We start from the raw sequence: 17944 nt of genomic DNA, 5'->3' as shown, positions 1-17944 counted from the left end.
GAACGGAAGGAGGACGCCGTGGGACTGATCAGCGAGGTGCTGCTGCTGCCGTTCGCACCGGTGCGCGGCAGCGCGTGGGCGATCAGACAGGTGGTCCAAGAGGCGGAGCGGATCTACTACGACCCCGCCACCGTACGGGCCGAACTCGCCCGCCTCGAAGAGCGTCTGGAGGCGGGCGAAATCACTGAGGAGGAGTTCGACCAGGCCGAGGACGAGCTGCTCGACCGGCTGGAGAACGCCCTGCGATCCGGCGAAACCAAAGGCGACGGGACGGCATCATGAACCGAACAGCACTCGGCCTCGCGATAGGGGCCGGATATCTGCTGGGACGCACGAAGAAACTGAAAATGGCCCTCGCGGTCGGCTCCGTCGTGGCCGGGAAGAAGCTGAACCTCACGCCGCGCGCGATCGGCGAACTGGTGCAGCAGCAACTGCGCGACAACCCCCAGTTCAAGGAGATCGGGGACCAGCTCCGCCAGGACATGCGGGGTGTCGGCAAGGCCGCCACCGGTGCGATGGCGGAGCGGCAGATCAACGCGCTCGCCGACCGGCTGCACGGCCGGACCGCCGACGTGCGCGACCGGCTCTCCGGGGTGGCCCCCGGTGGCGGCTCCGAGGACGAGGAGTCGCGGGAGGACAGCGGCGACGACGAGCCGCGCGACGACACCGACGCCGCCGCCGCCGACGAGGACACCTCCGGCGGCGGGCGCGAGGACCGCGAGGACCGCGAGGACGAGGACACCTCCGGGGCCCGGCGTCAGGAGCGGCCGCGCAAGAAGGCCGCCCAGAAGGCCCCGGCGAAGAAGTCGTCCGCCGCGTCCACCGCGAAGAAGGCCGCGGCGAAGGCACCGGCCAAGAAGACGGGAGCGGCCCGCAAGACGGCCGCGAAGAAGACGGCCTCGGCCGGCAGCGGCCGGTCCCGGCAGGAGAAGGGCGGTGACGACCGATGACGTCGGCGACGGGCTCCGCGGCCGGCAAGGCCACGGGCGCCGCGAAGGACAACCCGGTCACCGACCTCGTGCACAGTGAGGCCGCCGACCGGCTCAAGGGCGAGGCGAAGGAGTACCTGTCCGCTCAAGCCGAGCGGGTGCTGTCCGGCCTCGGCCGCAAGCTGGGCGAGACCACGCTCAAGCTCAACGACATAGCCGAAGGCAAGAGCCCCGGCCTGGGCAAGCTCGCCCTCGACGGCGGGCGCAAGCTGGCCGAGGGCAAGGGCCCGCTGCGCACCGCCTTGGAACTCGGGGCCACTCGTGCCAAGGACAACGTGATGGGCGCTATCAAGAACATAGGCGGGGGCAAGGGCAAGAGAAAGGGCGGCGGGGGCAACAAGCCCACCGTCATCATGGAGTCCATCGACGTGGGCGTGCCGGCGCGCACCGCCTACGACCAGTGGACGCAGTACCAGGACTTCTCGACCTTCGCCAAGGGCGTCAAGAGCGCCAGCCGCGCGAGTGACACCGACTCCGACTGGCAGGCCAAGATCTTCTGGTCCAGCCGCAGCTGGAAGGCGCACACCACCGAACAGATACCGGACTACCGCATCCAGTGGACGTCCGAGGGTGCCAAGGGCAGCGTCAAGGGTGTCGTCACCTTCCACCCGCTGGGGGAGAACCTCACCCGGGTGCTGCTGGTCATGGAGTACTACCCGAGCGGCCTCTTCGAGAAGACGGGCAACATCTGGCGCGCCCAGGGCCGCAGGGCCAGGCTCGACCTGAAGCACTTCTCCCGCCACATCAGCATGAAGGGCGAGGCGGAGGACGGCTGGCGCGGTGAGATCCGCGACGGCGAGGTCGTCAAGAGCCACGAGGACGCGGTGGCCGAGGAGGAGCAGGAGTCCCAGGAGTCCGAGGAGGGTCAGGAGCCCGAGGAGGGCGAAGAGTACGAGGAGGGTCAGGAGCCCGAGGAGGGCGAAGAGTCCGAGGAGGGCGAAGAGTCCGAGGAGGGCGAAGAGCCCGAGGAGTCCGAGGAGTCCGACGAGTACGAGGACGAGGCGGAGGAGCCGTCCGAGGAGGGCGCCGAGGACGCCGAGGACGCCGAGGCCGAGGAGTACGAGGAGGAGGCGGACGAAGAGCCGTACGGCGAGGAGGCCCCGGAGGGCGAGCGGGAGTACGACGCCGAGGCCGACGAAGCCGACGAGGACGAGGAGTACGAGGACGAGGAGGAACCGGAGTACGCCGGGGGCGGCAGGAGCCGTCGATGACGACCCCCAACCGGTTCCCGCCCGAGCGGTCCGCCCGCTTCCCGGAGCCCTACGGCTCCGGGGGCGGGGCCAACCTCGCCGACATCCTGGAACGCGTGCTCGACAAGGGCGTCGTGATCGCGGGCGACATCCGGATCAACCTGCTCGACATCGAACTGCTCACCATCAAACTGCGGCTCATCGTCGCCTCGGTCGACAAGGCCAAGGAGATGGGCATTGACTGGTGGGAGACCGACCCCGCCCTCTCCTCGCGCGCGCGCAGGGACGAGCTGACCCGGGAGAACGCCGAGCTCAGGGAACGGCTGGCGCGCCTGGAGGAGCTGGAGACCGGGCACGCGCGCGAGGAGGCCCCATGACCGGACTGCGCTACGTCTACGCCGTGTGCCGCCCCCTCGGGGCGCCCCTGCAGGCCGAGCTCACGGGCATCGGGGGCGCGCCGCCGGCGCTGCTGCACCACCACGGGCTGGTCGCGGTCGTCAGCACGGTCCCGGAGCACGACTTCGGCGAGGAGTCCCTGCGGGCCCGCCTGGAGGACCTCGACTGGCTGTCCGCCACCGCCCGCGCCCACCAGGGCGTGATCGACGCGCTGACGACGGTCACCACCCCGGTGCCGCTGCGACTGGCCACCGTCTTCCGGGACGACAGCGCGGTGCGCTCGATGATCGAGTCCCGGGAGGACGACTTCCGGCGCATCCTCGACCGGCTGGAGGGGCGGGTCGAGTGGGGCGTCAAGGTGTACGTGGAGAGCGAGCCGCAGGAGGCGAAGGCCCCGGCGCCGGCCGCCGCCCGGCCCGCCAGCGGGCGGGACTACCTGCGCAGGCGGCGTGAGTCCACGCACGCGCACGAGGAGAAGTGGCGTACCGCCGAGACCTTCGCCGAGACCCTGCACGAGCGGCTCACCCGGCGCGCGGAGGACGCCCGGCTGCATCCGCCGCAGAACTCCGCGCTGTCCGGCACGCCGGGGACGAACGTGCTCAACGCCGCCTATCTGGTGAGCCGGGCCGACTCGGAGGAGTTCGTGGAACTGGTGGACCGCACCAAGGGCGAGGTGCCCGGCGTCCGCGTGGAGCTCACCGGGCCCTGGGCCGCCTACTCGTTCAGCGGGGAGGAGCGGTGACCGTCGTCGAGCGCCGTGAGATCGCGCTGGTGGACCTGCTCGACCGGCTGCTGGCCGGCGGCGTGGTGATCACCGGCGACATCACGCTGCGGATCGCGGACGTCGACCTCGTCCGCATCGACCTGAACGCGCTGATCAGCTCCGTCAACGAGACGGTCCCCTCGCCGTTCGAGCTGCTGCCCGCGGCCCGGCCGCGCCTGGAGGAGCCCCGATGACGACCCACCGCGCCTCGCGCAACCGGCTGGACCTGGAGCCCGACACGATCGAGCGGGACCTGGTGAAACTGGTCCTGACCGTGGTGGAGCTGCTGCGCCAGCTGATGGAACGGCAGGCGGTGCGCCGCTTCGACACCGGCGACCTGACCGAGGAGCAGGAGGAGCGGATCGGGCTCACGCTGATGCTGCTGGAGGAGCGCATGGCGGAGCTGCGGGACCGCTACGGCCTGCGGCCCGAGGATCTGAACCTGGACCTCGGACCGCTCGGCCCGCTGCTTCCCCGGGAGTGAGCCGGGCGCCGCTTCCCCGGGAGTGAGCCGGGCACGGCGGTCGGATCGGCCGCTCGACGGATCGTGCGTGACGCGTCGGACGCGGTGTCCGGCGCGTCACGCTTCCTTGCGGCACAGGATCTCCCCGTGCAGCACCGTGAACCAGCCGTCCTCCCGCCGCCCCCACTCCCGCCAGGCCGCGGACACCGCCTCCAGCAGTTCCGGTGTGGCGTGGCCGCCCTCGGTGGCCCGCTCCGCGTAGGCCGAGGCCAGGGTGCGGTCCGCCCACAGCCCGCTCCACCAGGCCCGCTCCTCGGGCGTGGCGAAGGTCCAGGTGCCGGAGCCGGCCGTGACGTCCGTCAGCCCCGCGGCCAGCGCCCAGGCCTTCAGCCGGCGTCCCGCGTCGGGCTCGCCGCCGTTGGCGCGCGCGACCCGCTCGTACAGGTCCAGCCAGTCGTCCAGGCCCGGCACCGCCGGGTACCAGGTCATCGCCGCGTAGTCCGCGTCGCGCACGGCGACGAAGCCGCCCGGCCTGGTGACCCGGGCCATCTCGCGCAGGGCCTGAACCGGGTCGCCGACGTGCTGCAGCACCTGGTGGGCGTGGACCACGCAGAACGTGTCGTCCGGGTAGTCCAGGCGGTGCACGTCGGCGACCGCGAAGTCCACGTTGGCCAGGCCGCGCCCGGCGGCGGTCTCCTGTGCCCGGCGCAGGATGCCGGGCGCGTGGTCGACACCGGTGACATGGCCGTCGGGCACCCGTTCCGCCAGGTCGGCGGTGATGGTGCCGGGGCCGCAGCCGATGTCCAGGATCCGCATGTGGGGCTTGAGCACGCCCAGCAGGTAGGCGGCGGAGTTGGCGGCGGTCCGCCAGGTGTGCGACCGCAGCACGGACTCGTGGTGCCCGTGCGTGTAGACGGCGGTCTCCTGCGGTTCGGTCCCCTGCGTTCCCGGCATGGCTGTGCCCCTTCGCCCCTCGTCGACGGACCGCTGCCGGGGACCGGACGGCCCCCGGCGCGGTACGCCGACAGTACGCCGCCGTGCCGAATGATGAGACCAGCGTTTCACGATGCGGACATGCCAGGGCGCCGCCCGGGGTGCGTCAGCTGAGCGGCCGGTACACCGTCAGCGCCTCGGGCAGCTTCTCCACCAGCACGTCGCCCTCGACCTCGGTCACCTCGCCGTCGTACGCCAGCGGCGTGCCCGGGGCCAGGCCCGTCAGCCGCAGCCGGTCGAGCTGCACCGCCGCGTGCGCGGGCGACCGGGTGAGCGGGCCGGCCGCCGCCGCCGCCAGCAGCCGCAGCGCGGGCCTGCGGCTGCCGTGCACGACCCGCACGTCCAGGAGCCCGTCCGCCAGGTCGGTGCGGCGGCCGGGCGCGAGCCCCATCCGGTGGTAGACGCCGTTGCCCACGAACAGCAGCCACAGCGGGCGCTGCCGGCCGCCGAGCTCGACCTCCAGCGGGTGCCGGTCGGCGCGCAGCACCTTCATCGCGCCGAGCACCCCGGCCGGCCAGCCGCCGATCCGCTTGGACCAGCGCTCCCGCTCGCGCACCAGCTCCGGGTAGACGCCCAGGCTGAACGTGTTGACGAAGATGCCCTCCTGCCGCCCCGCGGCGAACCGGCCCACGTCGACGCGGACCGCCTCGCCCGCCCGCACGGCGTCGGCGACCTTGCGCTCGTCCTCCAGGCGCAGGTCGTAGGCGAAGTGGTTGAGCGTGCCCCCGGGCAGCACCGCCAGCGGCAGGCCGTGCCGCATCGCCACCGCGGCCGCCGCGTTCACCGTCCCGTCGCCCCCGCAGACCCCGAGCGCCCGCGCCCGGGCCGCCGCCTTCTCCAGCTCGGCCGGCACGTCCTGCGGCTCGCACTCCACGATCTCCGCGCCGGGCAGCGCCGCCTGCAGGACGCCCACCCGGTCGGACGAGCCCGAGGAGCGGTTGGCCACGACCACCAGACCCTCGCCCTCCGGCAGGGCCGCCGCCTCGGCCCGCGGCCGCGGCGGCGGGGTGATCTGGGCGCGGGTCGGCACCAGGCCCCGGACGGCGAACGCGGCGCCCGCGCCGAGCGCCGCCCCCGCCAGGACGTCGCTGGGGAAGTGCACGCCCGTGTACACCCGCGACATGGCCACCGAGAACGCCACGGGCGCCACCACCGCACCCCAGCGCGGCGACTCCAGCGCCACCCCGGTCGCGAAGGCGGCCGCCGAGGCGGCGTGCCCCGACGGGAAGGACGTGGTGATCGGCTGCCGCTTGAGCTGCCGCACCGCCGGCACCGGGTCCAGCACCGGCCGGGCGCGGCGCACCGAGCGCTTGCCGAGCGTGTTGATGGTCAGGGAGGCCAGGCTCAGCGAGGCGATCCCGCGGGTGGCGGCCCGCCGGGCCCGCGGCGTCCGGCTGGCCGCGATCGCGGCGGCCGCGGCGAACCACAGCACCCCGTGGTTCGCGCTCCGGCTCAGCCGCGGCAGCACCCGCTCGGCACCGGGCCAGTGCCACGCGGCGGCCGCTTCGAACAGCCGGGTGTCGGCGGCCAGCAGCGCCCGCAGGGCATGCCGGCCGCTCTTCGGGACGGCGGTCAGGTCGACGTCTGCGCTCATGGGGTGCGGTTACCCTGAAGCCGCCGTTTCTTGTTCCCGGGTACGCCGACCGCCTGACGGCCCGGCCCGGCCCGCCCGGCCCGCCCGGACCTGATCGCCGCGGAGGAGACCCCGATGCGCCTGCTGCTCGTCCGGCACGGCCAGACCCCGTCCAACCTGGACCGGCTGCTGGACACCGCCGCCCCGGGACCGGGCCTGACCCCGCTCGGCGCACAGCAGGCCGCCGCCCTGCCCGAGGCCCTCGCCGGCGAGCACATCGACGCCGTCTACGCCTCCGACCTGCTGCGCGCCCGGCTCACCGCCGCCCCGCTGGCCGCCGTCCGCGGCCTGGAGACGGTCGTACGCGCCGGCCTGCGCGAGGTGTCCGCGGGCGACCTGGAGATGCGGCCGGGCGGCTCCCCGGAGGGCGAGCGGTACCTGCGCACCGTGTTCGCCTGGGCGGCCGGCGACCTGGCGCTGCGCATGCCCGGCGGGGAGAGCGGCGAGGAGGCGCTGGCCCGCTACGACGAGGTCGTCGCCGAAGCCGCCGCGAGCGGCGCCGCCGCCGTCGCGATGGTCAGCCACGGCGCCGCCATCCGCATGTGGACCGCCGCCCGCGCCGCCAACGTCGACGTGGCCTTCGCCGCCGCCCGCCCGCTGGCCAACACCGGCGTGGTGGTCCTGGACGGTTCACCCGCCGACGGCTGGAAGGCCCTGTCCTGGGCCGGCGCCACCGTCGTACCGGCCGGAGAGGGCGGTCCGGCCGGGCAGCCCGTGAACCCGGCCGGATAAGCGTTTGCCCCAGGTCGGGGACGCCCCGCAGAATGCCCCCTCATGGGACATCTGGAAGCCGCGCACCTCGAATACCACCTCCCCGACGGCAGGACGCTGCTCGGCGATGTCTCCTTCCGGGTCGGCGAGGGCGCGGCCGTCGCGCTGGTCGGCCCCAACGGCGCGGGCAAGACCACCCTGCTCCGGCTGATCTCCGGCGAGCTGAAGCCGCACGGCGGCCAGGTCACCGTCAGCGGTGGCCTCGGCGTGATGCGCCAGTTCGTCGGCTCCGTGCGGGACGAGACGACCGTCCGCGACCTGCTGGTCTCCGTCGCCCCGCCGCGCATCCGCGAGGCGGCCCGGGCCGTGGACCGGGCCGAGCACGGCATCATGACCGTCGACGACGAGGCCGCCCAGCTCGCCTACGCCCAGGCCCTCGCCGACTGGGCCGAGGCACGCGGCTACGAGGCCGAGACGCTGTGGGACATGTGCACCACCGCCGCCCTCGGCATGCCCTACGAACGCGCCCAGTGGCGGCAGGTGAGCACCCTCTCCGGCGGCGAGCAGAAACGCCTCGTCCTGGAGGCGCTGCTGCGCGGCACCGACGAGGTGCTGCTCCTCGACGAGCCGGACAACTACCTGGACGTCCCCGGCAAGCGCTGGCTGGAGCAGCAGCTCAAGGAGACCCGCAAGACGGTCCTGTTCGTCTCCCACGACCGCGAACTCCTCGCCCGGGCCGCCGAGAAGATCGTCTCCGTGGAGCCGGGACCCGCCGGCGCCGATGCCTGGGTGCACGGCGGCGGCTTCGCCACCTACCACGACGCCCGCCGCGAACGCTTCGCGCGCTTCGAGGAACTGCGCCGCCGCTGGGACGAGAAGCACGCCCAGCTGAAGAAACTCGTCCTCAACCTGCGCCAGGCCGCCGCCGTCAGCCACGAGATGGCCTCCCGCTACGCGGCCGCGCAGACCCGCCTGCGCAAGTTCGAGGAGGCCGGGCCGCCGCCCGAGCCGCCGCGCGAGCAGGACATCACCATGCGCCTGAAGGGCGGCCGCACCGGCGTACGCGCCGTCACCTGCGCCCAGCTCGAACTGACGGGCCTGATGCGCCCCTTCGACCTGGAGGTGTTCTACGGCGAACGGGTCGCCGTGCTCGGCTCCAACGGGTCGGGCAAGTCGCACTTCCTTCGGCTGCTGGCCGGCGAGGACGTCGCGCACACGGGGCAGTGGAAGCTCGGCGCGCGCGTCGTGCCCGGCCACTTCGCCCAGACCCACGCCCACCCCGAGCTGCGCGGGCGCACCCTGCTCGACATCCTGTGGAAGGACCACGCCCAGGACCGGGGCGCGGCCATGTCCCGGCTGCGCCGCTACGAGCTGACCGGCCAGGCGGAGCAGTCCTTCGAACGGCTCTCCGGCGGCCAGCAGGCCCGCTTCCAGATCCTCCTGCTGGAGCTCCAGGGCGTCACCGCCCTGCTGCTGGACGAGCCGACCGACAACCTCGACCTGGAGTCCGCCGAGGCCCTCCAGGAGGGCCTGGAGGCCTTCGACGGCACGGTGCTCGCGGTCACCCACGACCGCTGGTTCGCCCGCTCCTTCGACCGCTTCCTGGTCTTCGGCAGCGACGGCCGGGTCCGCGAGACCCCGGAGCCCGTGTGGGACGAGCGCAGGGTGGAGCGGGCCCGCTAGCCCCCGCCGCGGCCGTCCCGGCGGGCGGCCGCCGGCCCGCCGGGACGGCGACCCGGGATGTTCGTACAGTGGGTTCAGGAACGCGCGCTCCACGGCTCGCTCCAGGGCTCCCGGAAACCCGCCGGGAGCACCGCATGCCGGGCGGGGTACCCGTACGGCACGGACACGACCACGACGAGCGGGGCACACCATGACCGGAGTCGACCCCAGCCGGCTGGACGACCTGCAGCTCATGAAGGAGCTGGAGACGATCCACCGCACGCGCCACGACACCCTCCTGTACGGCTCGAACGACGCGTTGCGGGCGCACAACGAGCGCATGGCACAGCTCGAGGGCGAGTACCTGCGCCGCAACCCGCGCCGCCTGGTCAGCGCGGGCCGCACCCGCGAGGGCGCCCGCGAACGCGGCTGTGGCGAGGCGGCGACCCCGCCCGCCTCCGGCACCTGAGGCGGCCCCGGCCGGTCCCGGGCGGCCGCACGCGGGAGGGCCGGCCCGCGGTGACGCGGACCGGCCCTCGTCGAAAACCGGCGGGGTGGCCGTGCGCGGTGCGGTGGGGGTCAGCCCACCTCACCCGCGAACACGTGGACGAACGCGTCGCAGAACGCCTTCAGATCGTCCGGCTTGCGGCTGGTCACGAGCTGGTTCGAGCCGTGGTCGCAGATCTTCACCTGCTCGTCCACCCAGGTGCCGCCCGCGTTCTCGATGTCCGTCCGCAGACTCGGCCACGACGTCAGCACCCGGCCGCGCACGACACCGGCCTCCACCAGCGTCCACGGCGCATGACAGATGGCCGCCACCGGACGGCCCCCGTCGAAGAAGTCCTTCACGAACGCGACGGCCTTCTCGTCCATCCGCAGGAAGTCCGGATTGGCCACCCCGCCCGGCAGGACCAGGGCGCCGAACGACCCGGCCGACGCCTCGCCCACCACCTCGTCCACGGGGAAGGTGTCCCCCTTGTCCAGATGGTTGAACGCCTGGACCTCCCCGGACTCCGTCGACACCAGCACCGGTTCGTGCCCCGCGTCGGACGCCGCCTTCCACGGCTCGGTCAGCTCGACCTGCTCGACGCCCTCGGGTGCCACCAGAAACGCGATACGCATGATCCTCCCTTTCCTTTCCCGGCGGGCCGGCCGGCTCCGCGGCCCGGGCCCGCCGCTTCCTCACACCCGCCGCCCGCCGGCAGCGCAGCAACTCTCGCCGTACGGCACGAGCACACAGGCACCGCGTGCAGCCGGGGCAGCGCGGAGGTGTCCTCGATCCGGGTGCGCCGGTGCAGCGCCCGGTCCGACGTCGACCTTCCCTCCGGTCGCCGCGATCTCCACCGCCTGGCGCCGCGTCACTCGCCCACCAGCGCCTCCGCGAGCTGCTGCACATTGGCGTACCGCTCCGCGCGCGGCAGCCGGGCCACCGCGTCGACCAGCGGCGTGGGCGCGTTGCCGCGCCGCAGGGCACGGGCCGCCTCCCCGGCGTCCGCCGGGAAGGAGTGCCGGCTCAGGTGCCTGGCCAGCTCCAGCCGCACCCGCTCCAGGGACGCCGGCGAACCCAGACCGCCGACCGGGCCGCTCCAGACCTCGGGGTCGTCGTCGGCCGCCGGCTCCGGGTCGTGCCACTCCTCGGTCCGCGTCGGGTGCCCGGACCCCAGCAGGCCCTTGAGCTCGTGCTTCATCTCGTCGTCCCGGTGGACGCTCAGCCGGTCACTGCCTCGCTGCATCTCTCACTCCACATGTTCGGGGTCCGCCCGCGTACCCGGCACCGGAAGACCGACACCGGGTGCCGGGCCGGGAACCGGCCGTCTCGCTAGTGTTTGTCGTGACCCGGCAGAAACTCCTGCATCTTCGCCTTCAGCCCCTGCCTGATCATCGAACCGCGGTCCGCGTCGCCCTTGAGGATCGCCGTGGCCGTCGCCTCCATCTGCTCCCAGGTGGCGTGCGGCGGGATCGGCGGCACGGCCGGGTCGGTGAGGAACTCGATCACCGCCGGCCCGTCGGCCTCCAGGGCGGCCCGCCAGCCCGCCTCCACGTCCTCGGGCTTCTCCACCCGCACCCCGGTCAGGCCCAGCGACCGGGCGAACGCCGCGTACTGCACGTCCGGGATCTGCTGGGACGGCAGGAAGGACGGCGAGCCCTCCATCGCGCGCATCTCCCACGTCACCTGGTTCAGGTCGCGGTTGTTCCACACGCCCACCACCAGCCGCGGGTCCGACCAGCGGTCCCGGTACTTCGCCGCCGTGATCATCTCCGCGAGACCGTTCATCTGCATCGCGCCGTCACCGACCAGCGCCACCACCGGCCGGTCCGGGTGCGCGAACTTCGCGCCGATCGCGTACGGCACCCCCGGCCCCATCGTCGCCAGCGTCCCGGACAGCGACCCGCGCATGCCCGGCCGCATGGTGATGTGCCGCGCGTACCAGTTCGCCACCGACCCGGAGTCGGACGTCACGATCACGTTGTCCGGCAGCAGCGGGTCCAGCGCCCGGGCCACGTACTCGGGGTTGATCGGATCCGCCGACAGGCCCGCCCGCCGCTCCATCGTCTCGTGCCAGCGCTTGACGTTGTCGCAGACGGTGTCGTGCCACTCGCGCCCGCCGCGGTCGGTCTGCAGCAGCGGGATCAGGCGCTGCAGCGTCGCCCGCGCGTCGCCGACCAGGTTCACCTCGTACGGGAACCGCATGCCGATCATGTGCGGGTCGATGTCGATCTGCACCCCGCGCGCCTTGCCGAACTCCGGCATGAACTGCGTGTACGGGAACGACGAGCCGATCGTCAGCAGCGTGTCGCAGTCGCGCATCATCTCGTACGACGGCCGGCTGCCCAGCAGGCCGATCGGCCCGGTGACGTAGGGCAGTTCGTCGCTGAGCACGTCCTTGCCGAGCAGCGCCTTCGCGACGCCCGCCCCCAGCAGCTCGGCGATCTCCTGCACCTCCGCCACCGCCCCGGCGGCCCCCTGGCCGACGAGGACGGCCACCTTGTCCCCCTCGTTCAGCACCTCCGCCGCCCGGCGCAGCGCGTCGTCCGACGGGACCGCCGTGTAGTCGCTCATGCCCAGGCTGGAGGGCACCATCTTGAACGCGTGCGTGGGCGGCGAGTAGTCCAGTTCCTGCACGTCGGCGGGGATGATCACCGCGGTCGGGCAGCGCCGGGCGTAGGCCGTGCGGATCGCCCGGTCGATCACGTTCGGCAGCTGCTCCGGGACGGTCACCGTCTCCACGAACTCCGAGGCGACGTCCTTGTAGAGCGTGTGCAGGTCGATCTCCTGCTGGTAGGACCCGCCCATCGCGGTCCGGTTCGTCTGGCCGACGATCGCCAGCACCGGCACATGGTCCAGCTTGGCGTCGTAGAGACCGTTCAGCAGATGGATCGCGCCGGGTCCGGAGGTCGCCGCGCACACCGCGAGCCGGCCGCTGAACTTCGCGTACCCGACCGCTTCGAAGGCGGACATCTCCTCGTGCCGGGACTGGATGAAACGCGGCTTGTCGTCGGCTCGTCCCCAAGCGGCCAGCAGGCCGTTGATGCCGTCCCCGGGATAGCCGAAGACCTGTTCCACACCCCAGGCGCGCAGACGTTCGAGGATGTGATCGGAGACCTTGGTGCTCATGAAGGGGACCTCCCCGGTGCGGTGCGAAGCGGACGATCCGGTCAGCGGCTACCGAGTCTCCGTCACGACGTGCGGAAAACCTGTCCGGGCGGCCCGCGGGGCCCGTTCGCCGGAGACCGGCCGACAACGGTCCCGGTCCGGGGGATCACCCGATAGGCCGTTCGCGTCCCGCGAATGGGGCCCGGCCGCGCGCGGTGCGGCGCCCGGCGGGCTGTGATGGCAGCGAGGGCCCGACACCCCGTGTCCTCCGGCTCCCGGCCCGGCCGCCGTCGAGACCGTCCCGCCCGCCGTCCTGCCGAGGAGCCCGCCCCATGCGCCGCACCGCCCGAGCCCTGTCCGCCACCGTCCTGGCCGGGGCCGCGCTCGTCATAGCCGGGCCCGCGACCTCCGCGCACCCACGGGCCGGGGCGAACCCCGGCACCAGCGGGCCCGCCGCCCCGCTCACCGTCTCCCCGCTCACCGACTCCCCGCTCTGCGAACCGCTCACCGGACCGGAGCCCGACCCCCTCGACACCACCGGGACGACGGCCGCCGACGGCGGCGCCCCCTGCGGCGGAGACGAGGGTCAGCCGGGCGGCGGGACGGCCGGATCGGCCCTGGACCCGCGGATGACCCCGGGGCTGGCCCCCGAGCCGGGATCGGGGCAGGAACCGGAGTGGGGGCAGGAGAGCGGCCAGGTGGCGGGGGAGGGGGCGGACTCCGGGGCGGGTGCGGGGTCGGACCTCGGGCCGGGTACCGGGGCGGACCTCGGGTCGGGGTCCGCGGCGGCGAGGCAGCCGCAGCCGGAGTCGGGTCAGAGCCAGGCGCCGGGGCAGGGTCAGGTGCCGGGCCAGGGCCAGCAGCAGGGACAGGCGCCGCGGCCGCAGACGGGGTCGGGGACGGGCGCGGAGACGGGGTCTGCCCGGCCGCAGCCCCAGGGACAGGGCCAGGGCCAGGGACAGGGTCAGGGCCACGAGCAGGGCCAAGGCCAAGGGCAGGCTCAGGGGCACGGCCAGGGCCAGGATCAGGGCCAGTGCCGGGGGCAGGGGGAGTGCCACGGGGACGGCTGCCGCGAGTCCCGCGACGGCGGGGACGACGACTGCTCCCCGGCGACGGTGCAGAGCGGGGTCCAGGCGGGCGAGGGCGGCACCTTCACCGACTCGGTGCCCGCGCTGGTCGCCGGGAGCGTGCTGATCGCCGCCGCCTGCGCGGGCGCCGTCCACCGGCTCCTCGGCCGCCGGAGGTACGCGAACGACTGAACACACGCACCCCGCGCACCCGGCGTGCCGAACGGACCGCGTGACGACACGGACGAAGCGGGCCGCGGGCCATGGAGCACCGCCCACCGGGTACACACCACCGGAGGGCATCAGCGGACACGGCGAGCGCGACAGTCACGACCGGCACGGCAGACACCGCAGCAGCCGGGAGAACCGGAGGCACCGGCCGCGCGGCCGGTACCCCCGCTACGGCGGACGAGGAGGGACGCACGGCCCGCACGGCCCGCACGAGAACACCACACGGCACCACCACGGACTGCGCGGAGGCGGACATGCGGCGGACGGACCCCGAGGGCCACGGCCCCGTCCGCTACGGGCCGCCCCCGCCCGGCGACGGCCTGCCGGTCCTGCCCGAACTCGCCGCCCACCTCGCCGCCGCGGCGGGCCGCGCCGAGGCCCAGCCCGTCGGCGGCGCCCCCGCCCTGCTGGAGGCGGCGTGCGGCTACTGGACCCGGCGCGGGCTGTCCTGCGTCCCCGACCGGGTGGCCGCCGGACCCGGCGCGCCCGCCCTGTTGCTCGCCCTGACCGCCGCGCTCTCCGGCGAGGGCGGTGACGTGCTCGTGCCGCGGCCGTGCGCCGCCTGGTGGGCGCCGTACGCCCGCCTGCTCGGCAGGCCCGTCTACCATGTGCCGACCCCGGCCGAGTGCGGCGGTGTCCCCGACCTGTACGCCCTGCTGGAGACCGTCCGCCGGGTCCGTGACGAGGGCGGCGACCCCCGGCTGCTGGTGCTGTCGGTGGCCGACGACCCCACCGCGACCGTCGCCCCGCCCGAGCTGCTGCACGAGACCGTCGAGGCGGCCGCCGCCGAGGGACTGCACCTGGTCAGCGACGAGACCTGGCGCGACACCCTGCACGACCCGCACCAGAGTGTGCTGCTCAGCCCCGCCGAGATGCTGCCCGACCGGGTCACCGTCGTCAGCGACCTGGCCGGTGCCCTGCTGCCGGCCGGCTGGCCCGCCGCCGTGGCCCGTTTTCCGGCCGGCGCGGAGGGGGAACGCCTGCACGCGCGCGTGCTGGACGTCCTCACCGCGCTCGACGCCCGGATCGCCGCGCCGGTCGCCGCCGCCGCCGGGTACGCGCTCGACGAACCCGGGCCCGTCACCGAACGCCGGGAAGCCGCCGTCCGCCTGCACGCGCGCGTGGCCGCCGCCGCGCACGGCGTGGTCGTCGCGGCCGGCGCGCTCGCCCGGCCGCCCCAGGCCGGGCGCCACCTGTACGTCGACCTCGGCCCGCTGCGCGAGGCGCTCGCCCAGCAGGGCGTCGGCGACGCCCAGGAGCTGGAGGAGTTCCTCTCCGCCCGGCTCGGCATGCCCGCGCCCGGCGGCCACCGCTTCGGCGACGACCTCCAGGCCCTGCGCGTACGGCTCGCCACCGGGCCCCTGCTGGGCGGCACGGACGAGGAACGCGCGGAAAGCCTCGACTCACCCGCGCCGCTGGAACTGCCACACGTGCAACGCGCGTTGAACTCCTTGGGGTCGGCCTTCGGCGATCTCCGCGACGACGCTCGGCGACGGGAGCCTCCTCGATGACGCAGCAGACGCAGCAGACGCGTGAGCCCGGGTCGGCCACCGCGACCACCGCAGACGACGTGACCACCACGCCCGGCCCGCACCCGCCCGGCGCCCACCCGGCGGATGCCCACGCGGACGCCCACGCGGACGCCCACCCTGCGGAGGTCCGCCCGGCAGACGCCCGCCGGGCGGATCCGCACCCCACCGGCCACGCCGCCGCCGTCCCCTTCGCCCCCGTCGCCCGCGCCGCCCTCGCGCCCCCTTTCCCGCCGCTGGCCGAGCCCCGGCCGCTCGGTGAGCACCGCGTCTGGCCGCGCACCTTCCACGACCGGCTCACCGCGCCCCTGCCCGGCCTCAAGGCCCTCGCCCGCTTCGCCCGCGAGGGCGCCGTACGCCCCGGTCCCGAGGGCCTCGCCGACATCCCCGGACTTCCCTACGCACCCGCCGAGCTGCCCCGCCCCGGCACCGGCACGGTCGCCGTGACCTGGGCGGGACACGCCAGCTGGATCGTCCAGGTGGGCGGCCTGACCGTGCTCACCGACCCCGTGTGGTCCCGCCGTATCCTCGGCACCCCGGCCCGCATCACCCCCGTGGGCGTGCCCTGGGAGGCCCTGCCGCCCGTCGACGCGGTCGTCATCAGCCACAACCACTACGACCACCTGGACGCCCCCACCCTGCGCCGACTCCCGCGCGCGACACCGGTGTTCGTACCGGCCGGCCTCGGCGGCTGGTTCCGGCGGCGCCGGTTCACCCGCGTCACCGAGCTGGACTGGTGGGAGGGGGCCGAACTGTCCGGCGTCCGCTTCGACTTCGTGCCCGCCCACCACTGGTCCAAGCGCACCCTCACCGACACCTGCCACAGCCTCTGGGGCGGCTGGGTGCTGACCGCCGCCGACGGCCCGCGCCTGTACTTCGCCGGCGACACCGGGTACGGGCACTGGTTCACCCGTATCGGCCGCCGCTATCCGGGAATCGACCTTGCGCTCATGCCCATCGGCGCCTACGACCCCCGCTGGTGGCTCTGCGACGTCCACTGCGACCCGGAGGAGGCCGTCCAGGCCACCCTGGACGTGGGCGCGAGCCGGATGGCGCCCATGCACTGGGGCACCTTCGTGCTGTCGGCCGAACCGGTCCTGGAGCCGCTCACCCGGGTGAGGTCGGCCTGGGAGAAGGCCCAACTGGCGCGCGAGAACCTCTGGGACCTCCCGATCGGCGCGTCCGGTCTGCTCGGCCCGGACGCCGACGGCCCCGCCCGCCCGGTCACCGGCGCCGCTAGCGCACCCGCCGCACGAGACTCGGCACCGCGCTGATCGCCAGCGTCAGCGCGATCGCCGCCACCACACCCTCCCAGGGCTCCGGGAACAGCGAACCGCCCAGTATCCCGATCACCTGATACGTCAGCGCCCACGCCAGGCACGCCGGCAGGTTGCCGCGCGAGAACCGCCGCAGCGGCCACTCGGCCAGCAGACACGCCAGCATCACGGGTATGCGCCCCGCCGGCACCAGCCGGGACAGCACCAGCACGGCGACCCCGTGCTCGGCCAGCTTCCCCTGCGCCTGCGCGAGCCGCTCCTCCGGCGCCCGCGAGCGGATCGCCTCCAGCCAGCGCGACCCGTTCTTCGACCGCAGCCCGCGCCGCCCGAGCCAGTACAGCGCCGCGTCCCCCAGGAACGCCGCCAGCGAGGCGGTCACGAACAGCAGCGCCAGCGAGAACGGCGCCGTCCGGTGGAACGCCACCACCGCGGCGGAGCTGACCAGCGCGCCCGTCGGCACCACCGGCACCAGCGCGCCGATCAGCACCAGCAGGAACAGCGACGGATACCCGAGCGCCTGCTGCGTGACCTCCGGTGGCACCGTGGACGTCGCGGCGCCGGCCAGCGGCACCGCGGAGGACGGCCATCTCACCGCGCGACCTCCAGCCGCACGCTCTCCCCGTGCTCCAGCCGGTGCACGGCCACCTGCGGCGCGGCGGCGGCGGCCAGCCGCACGAACTCCTCGCCCGGCGTGTGGAACTCGTGCGGGCGCACCGCGTCCATGCCGATCGGCCAGAACGTCCCGTAGTGCACCGGCACGGCCATCCGCGGCTCCAGCAGGGCCAGCGCCCGCGCCGCCCGTCCCGCGTCCAGGTGCCCCTCACCGAGACAGGGGCCCCAGCCGCCCACCGGCAGCAGCGCCACGTCCACCGGCCCGACCTCGTCCGCCATGGTGTCGAACAGCCCCGTGTCCCCGGCGAAGTAGGTGCGCGCCTCGCCCTCGACCACGTACCCGAGGGCGGGGGAGCGGTGCGGGCCGACCGGCAGCCGGCGCCCGTCGTGCCGGGCGGGCACCACCCGCACCAGGAGGTCACCGACCTGGACCCGGTCCCCGGGCGCGACCTCGGTGACGCGCAGCTGCCGCAGCCGGCGCAGTCCGGGTACCGCCCGTGGTGCGCCCCGGGGCACGAGCAGGCGCGTGCCCGGGGCGAGCGCGGCCAGCGAGGGCAGGTGCAGGTGGTCGGCGTGCAGATGGGAGACGAGGGCCACGTCCGCGCGGTGGGCCTCGGCGGGCGGTACCGGGCCCCGGCGGCGCCGCAGATGCGCCAGCCGGCGGGCGAACAGGGGATCGGTGAGGACTCGTGTGTTCGAATCCCGGAGCGTGCACGTGGCGTGACCCCACCAGGTGATCTCCACCGGCACCTTCTTCGCCTCCTTCGCACGACTCCCCGAAGCCTACGTGCAGGAGTAGGGTCGGCGGCGAAACCCGGAGGTGAGGGGGACGC

Annotated in this window: 19 protein-coding genes and 1 pseudogene; 13 read left to right on the top strand and 7 right to left on the bottom strand. The window is 74.5% G+C overall.

Features of this window, described 5'->3' with window-relative positions:
- The first annotated feature begins 18 nt into the window (after positions 1–18).
- Genes PV343_RS08790 through PV343_RS08760 form a run of 7 tightly spaced genes read left to right on the top strand, consistent with a single transcriptional unit; the run spans position 19 to position 3822 of the window.
- Entirely contained in the window at positions 19–282 is a 264-nt protein-coding gene (locus PV343_RS08790; protein ID WP_319146236.1) for a gas vesicle protein GvpG, read from the top strand.
- Positions 279–950 carry a DNA primase gene (locus PV343_RS08785; RefSeq protein ID WP_319146235.1) on the top strand — a complete coding sequence of 224 codons (672 nt, stop codon included), beginning with the start codon at positions 279–281 and terminating at the stop codon, positions 948–950. Before PV343_RS08790 ends, PV343_RS08785 begins: the two co-directional genes overlap by 4 nt.
- Positions 947–2200, top strand: a complete 1254-nt coding sequence (locus tag PV343_RS08780) for an SRPBCC family protein (RefSeq protein ID WP_319146234.1) — start codon at positions 947–949, stop codon at positions 2198–2200. The genes PV343_RS08785 and PV343_RS08780 overlap by 4 nt, the downstream gene beginning before the upstream one ends.
- Positions 2197–2556 carry a gas vesicle protein gene (locus tag PV343_RS08775; RefSeq protein ID WP_319146233.1) on the top strand — a complete coding sequence of 120 codons (360 nt, stop codon included), beginning with the start codon at positions 2197–2199 and terminating at the stop codon, positions 2554–2556. Before PV343_RS08780 ends, PV343_RS08775 begins: the two co-directional genes overlap by 4 nt.
- Positions 2553–3317, top strand: a complete 765-nt coding sequence (locus PV343_RS08770; RefSeq protein WP_319146232.1) for a GvpL/GvpF family gas vesicle protein — start codon at positions 2553–2555, stop codon at positions 3315–3317. Before PV343_RS08775 ends, PV343_RS08770 begins: the two co-directional genes overlap by 4 nt.
- The gene (locus PV343_RS08765; RefSeq protein ID WP_319146231.1) at positions 3314–3532 is read left to right on the top strand and encodes a gas vesicle protein; all 219 of its coding nucleotides are present in this window, start codon (positions 3314–3316) and stop codon (positions 3530–3532) included. Before PV343_RS08770 ends, PV343_RS08765 begins: the two co-directional genes overlap by 4 nt.
- Positions 3529–3822 (top strand): gas vesicle protein K, encoded by a 294-nt coding sequence (locus tag PV343_RS08760; RefSeq protein ID WP_319146230.1) that lies wholly within the window; start codon positions 3529–3531, stop codon positions 3820–3822. Before PV343_RS08765 ends, PV343_RS08760 begins: the two co-directional genes overlap by 4 nt.
- A 96-nt stretch (positions 3823–3918) precedes the next feature.
- Here PV343_RS08760 and PV343_RS08755 read toward each other — a convergent pair whose 3' ends face one another.
- Both PV343_RS08755 and PV343_RS08750 read right to left on the bottom strand, forming a co-directional pair.
- Positions 3919–4755 carry a class I SAM-dependent methyltransferase gene (locus PV343_RS08755; protein WP_319146229.1) on the bottom strand — a complete coding sequence of 279 codons (837 nt, stop codon included), beginning with the start codon at positions 4753–4755 and terminating at the stop codon, positions 3919–3921.
- Positions 4756–4900: 145 nt separating this feature from the next.
- Entirely contained in the window at positions 4901–6388 is a 1488-nt protein-coding gene (locus PV343_RS08750; RefSeq protein ID WP_319146228.1) for a bifunctional phosphatase PAP2/diacylglycerol kinase family protein, read from the bottom strand.
- 114 nt (positions 6389–6502) lie between these two features.
- Here PV343_RS08750 and PV343_RS08745 point away from each other — a divergent pair, with 114 nt between their 5' ends.
- From PV343_RS08745 to PV343_RS08735, 3 genes and pseudogenes are all read left to right on the top strand, one after another.
- A complete protein-coding gene (locus PV343_RS08745) occupies positions 6503–7159 on the top strand; it encodes a histidine phosphatase family protein (RefSeq protein ID WP_319146227.1) in 657 nt (218 codons plus the stop codon).
- Positions 7160–7201: 42 nt separating this feature from the next.
- The gene (locus tag PV343_RS08740) at positions 7202–8821 is read left to right on the top strand and encodes an ABC-F family ATP-binding cassette domain-containing protein (RefSeq protein ID WP_319146226.1); all 1620 of its coding nucleotides are present in this window, start codon (positions 7202–7204) and stop codon (positions 8819–8821) included.
- Positions 8822–8955: 134 nt separating this feature from the next.
- A pseudogene (locus PV343_RS08735) lies at positions 8956–9269 on the top strand (DUF6158 family protein).
- 110 nt (positions 9270–9379) lie between these two features.
- Here the strand turns inward: PV343_RS08735 and PV343_RS08730 are convergent.
- From PV343_RS08730 to PV343_RS08720, 3 genes are all read right to left on the bottom strand, one after another.
- A complete protein-coding gene (locus PV343_RS08730; RefSeq protein WP_319146224.1) occupies positions 9380–9922 on the bottom strand; it encodes a type 1 glutamine amidotransferase domain-containing protein in 543 nt (180 codons plus the stop codon).
- 236 nt (positions 9923–10158) lie between these two features.
- The gene (locus PV343_RS08725; protein WP_319146223.1) at positions 10159–10533 is read right to left on the bottom strand and encodes a DUF2795 domain-containing protein; all 375 of its coding nucleotides are present in this window, start codon (positions 10531–10533) and stop codon (positions 10159–10161) included.
- An 86-nt stretch (positions 10534–10619) separates the two neighbouring features.
- A complete protein-coding gene (locus tag PV343_RS08720; RefSeq protein ID WP_319146222.1) occupies positions 10620–12416 on the bottom strand; it encodes a thiamine pyrophosphate-requiring protein in 1797 nt (598 codons plus the stop codon).
- Positions 12417–12727: 311 nt separating this feature from the next.
- On the opposite strand from PV343_RS08720, the gene PV343_RS08715 reads away from it, so the two are divergent.
- The 3 genes from PV343_RS08715 to PV343_RS08705 all read left to right on the top strand — a co-directional run bounded on the left by PV343_RS08715 (position 12728) and on the right by PV343_RS08705 (position 16496).
- Positions 12728–13654 carry a hypothetical protein gene (locus PV343_RS08715; RefSeq protein ID WP_319146221.1) on the top strand — a complete coding sequence of 309 codons (927 nt, stop codon included), beginning with the start codon at positions 12728–12730 and terminating at the stop codon, positions 13652–13654.
- Positions 13655–13947: 293 nt separating this feature from the next.
- On the top strand, positions 13948–15204 hold the full coding sequence (locus PV343_RS08710; RefSeq protein ID WP_319146220.1) for an aminotransferase class I/II-fold pyridoxal phosphate-dependent enzyme: 1257 nt from the start codon (positions 13948–13950) through the stop codon (positions 15202–15204).
- Positions 15201–16496, top strand: coding sequence for an MBL fold metallo-hydrolase (locus PV343_RS08705; protein WP_319146219.1), 1296 nt, complete (start codon positions 15201–15203; stop codon positions 16494–16496). Before PV343_RS08710 ends, PV343_RS08705 begins: the two co-directional genes overlap by 4 nt.
- On the opposite strand, the gene PV343_RS08700 is transcribed toward PV343_RS08705, so the two are convergent.
- Together PV343_RS08700 and PV343_RS08695 are read right to left on the bottom strand one after the other, a co-directional pair.
- Positions 16459–17091, bottom strand: a complete 633-nt coding sequence (locus tag PV343_RS08700; protein ID WP_319146218.1) for a DedA family protein — start codon at positions 17089–17091, stop codon at positions 16459–16461. The two genes, PV343_RS08705 and PV343_RS08700, sit on opposite strands and share 38 nt — an antisense overlap.
- The gene (locus PV343_RS08695; protein WP_319146217.1) at positions 17088–17861 is read right to left on the bottom strand and encodes an MBL fold metallo-hydrolase; all 774 of its coding nucleotides are present in this window, start codon (positions 17859–17861) and stop codon (positions 17088–17090) included. The genes PV343_RS08700 and PV343_RS08695 overlap by 4 nt, the downstream gene beginning before the upstream one ends.
- Positions 17862–17944 lie beyond the last annotated feature (83 nt).

The organism is Streptomyces sp. WI03-4A (assembly GCF_033792105.1).
Classification (GTDB): domain Bacteria; phylum Actinomycetota; class Actinomycetes; order Streptomycetales; family Streptomycetaceae; genus Streptomyces; species Streptomyces collinus_A.
This window is presented reverse-complemented; position numbering and strand designations above follow the sequence as displayed.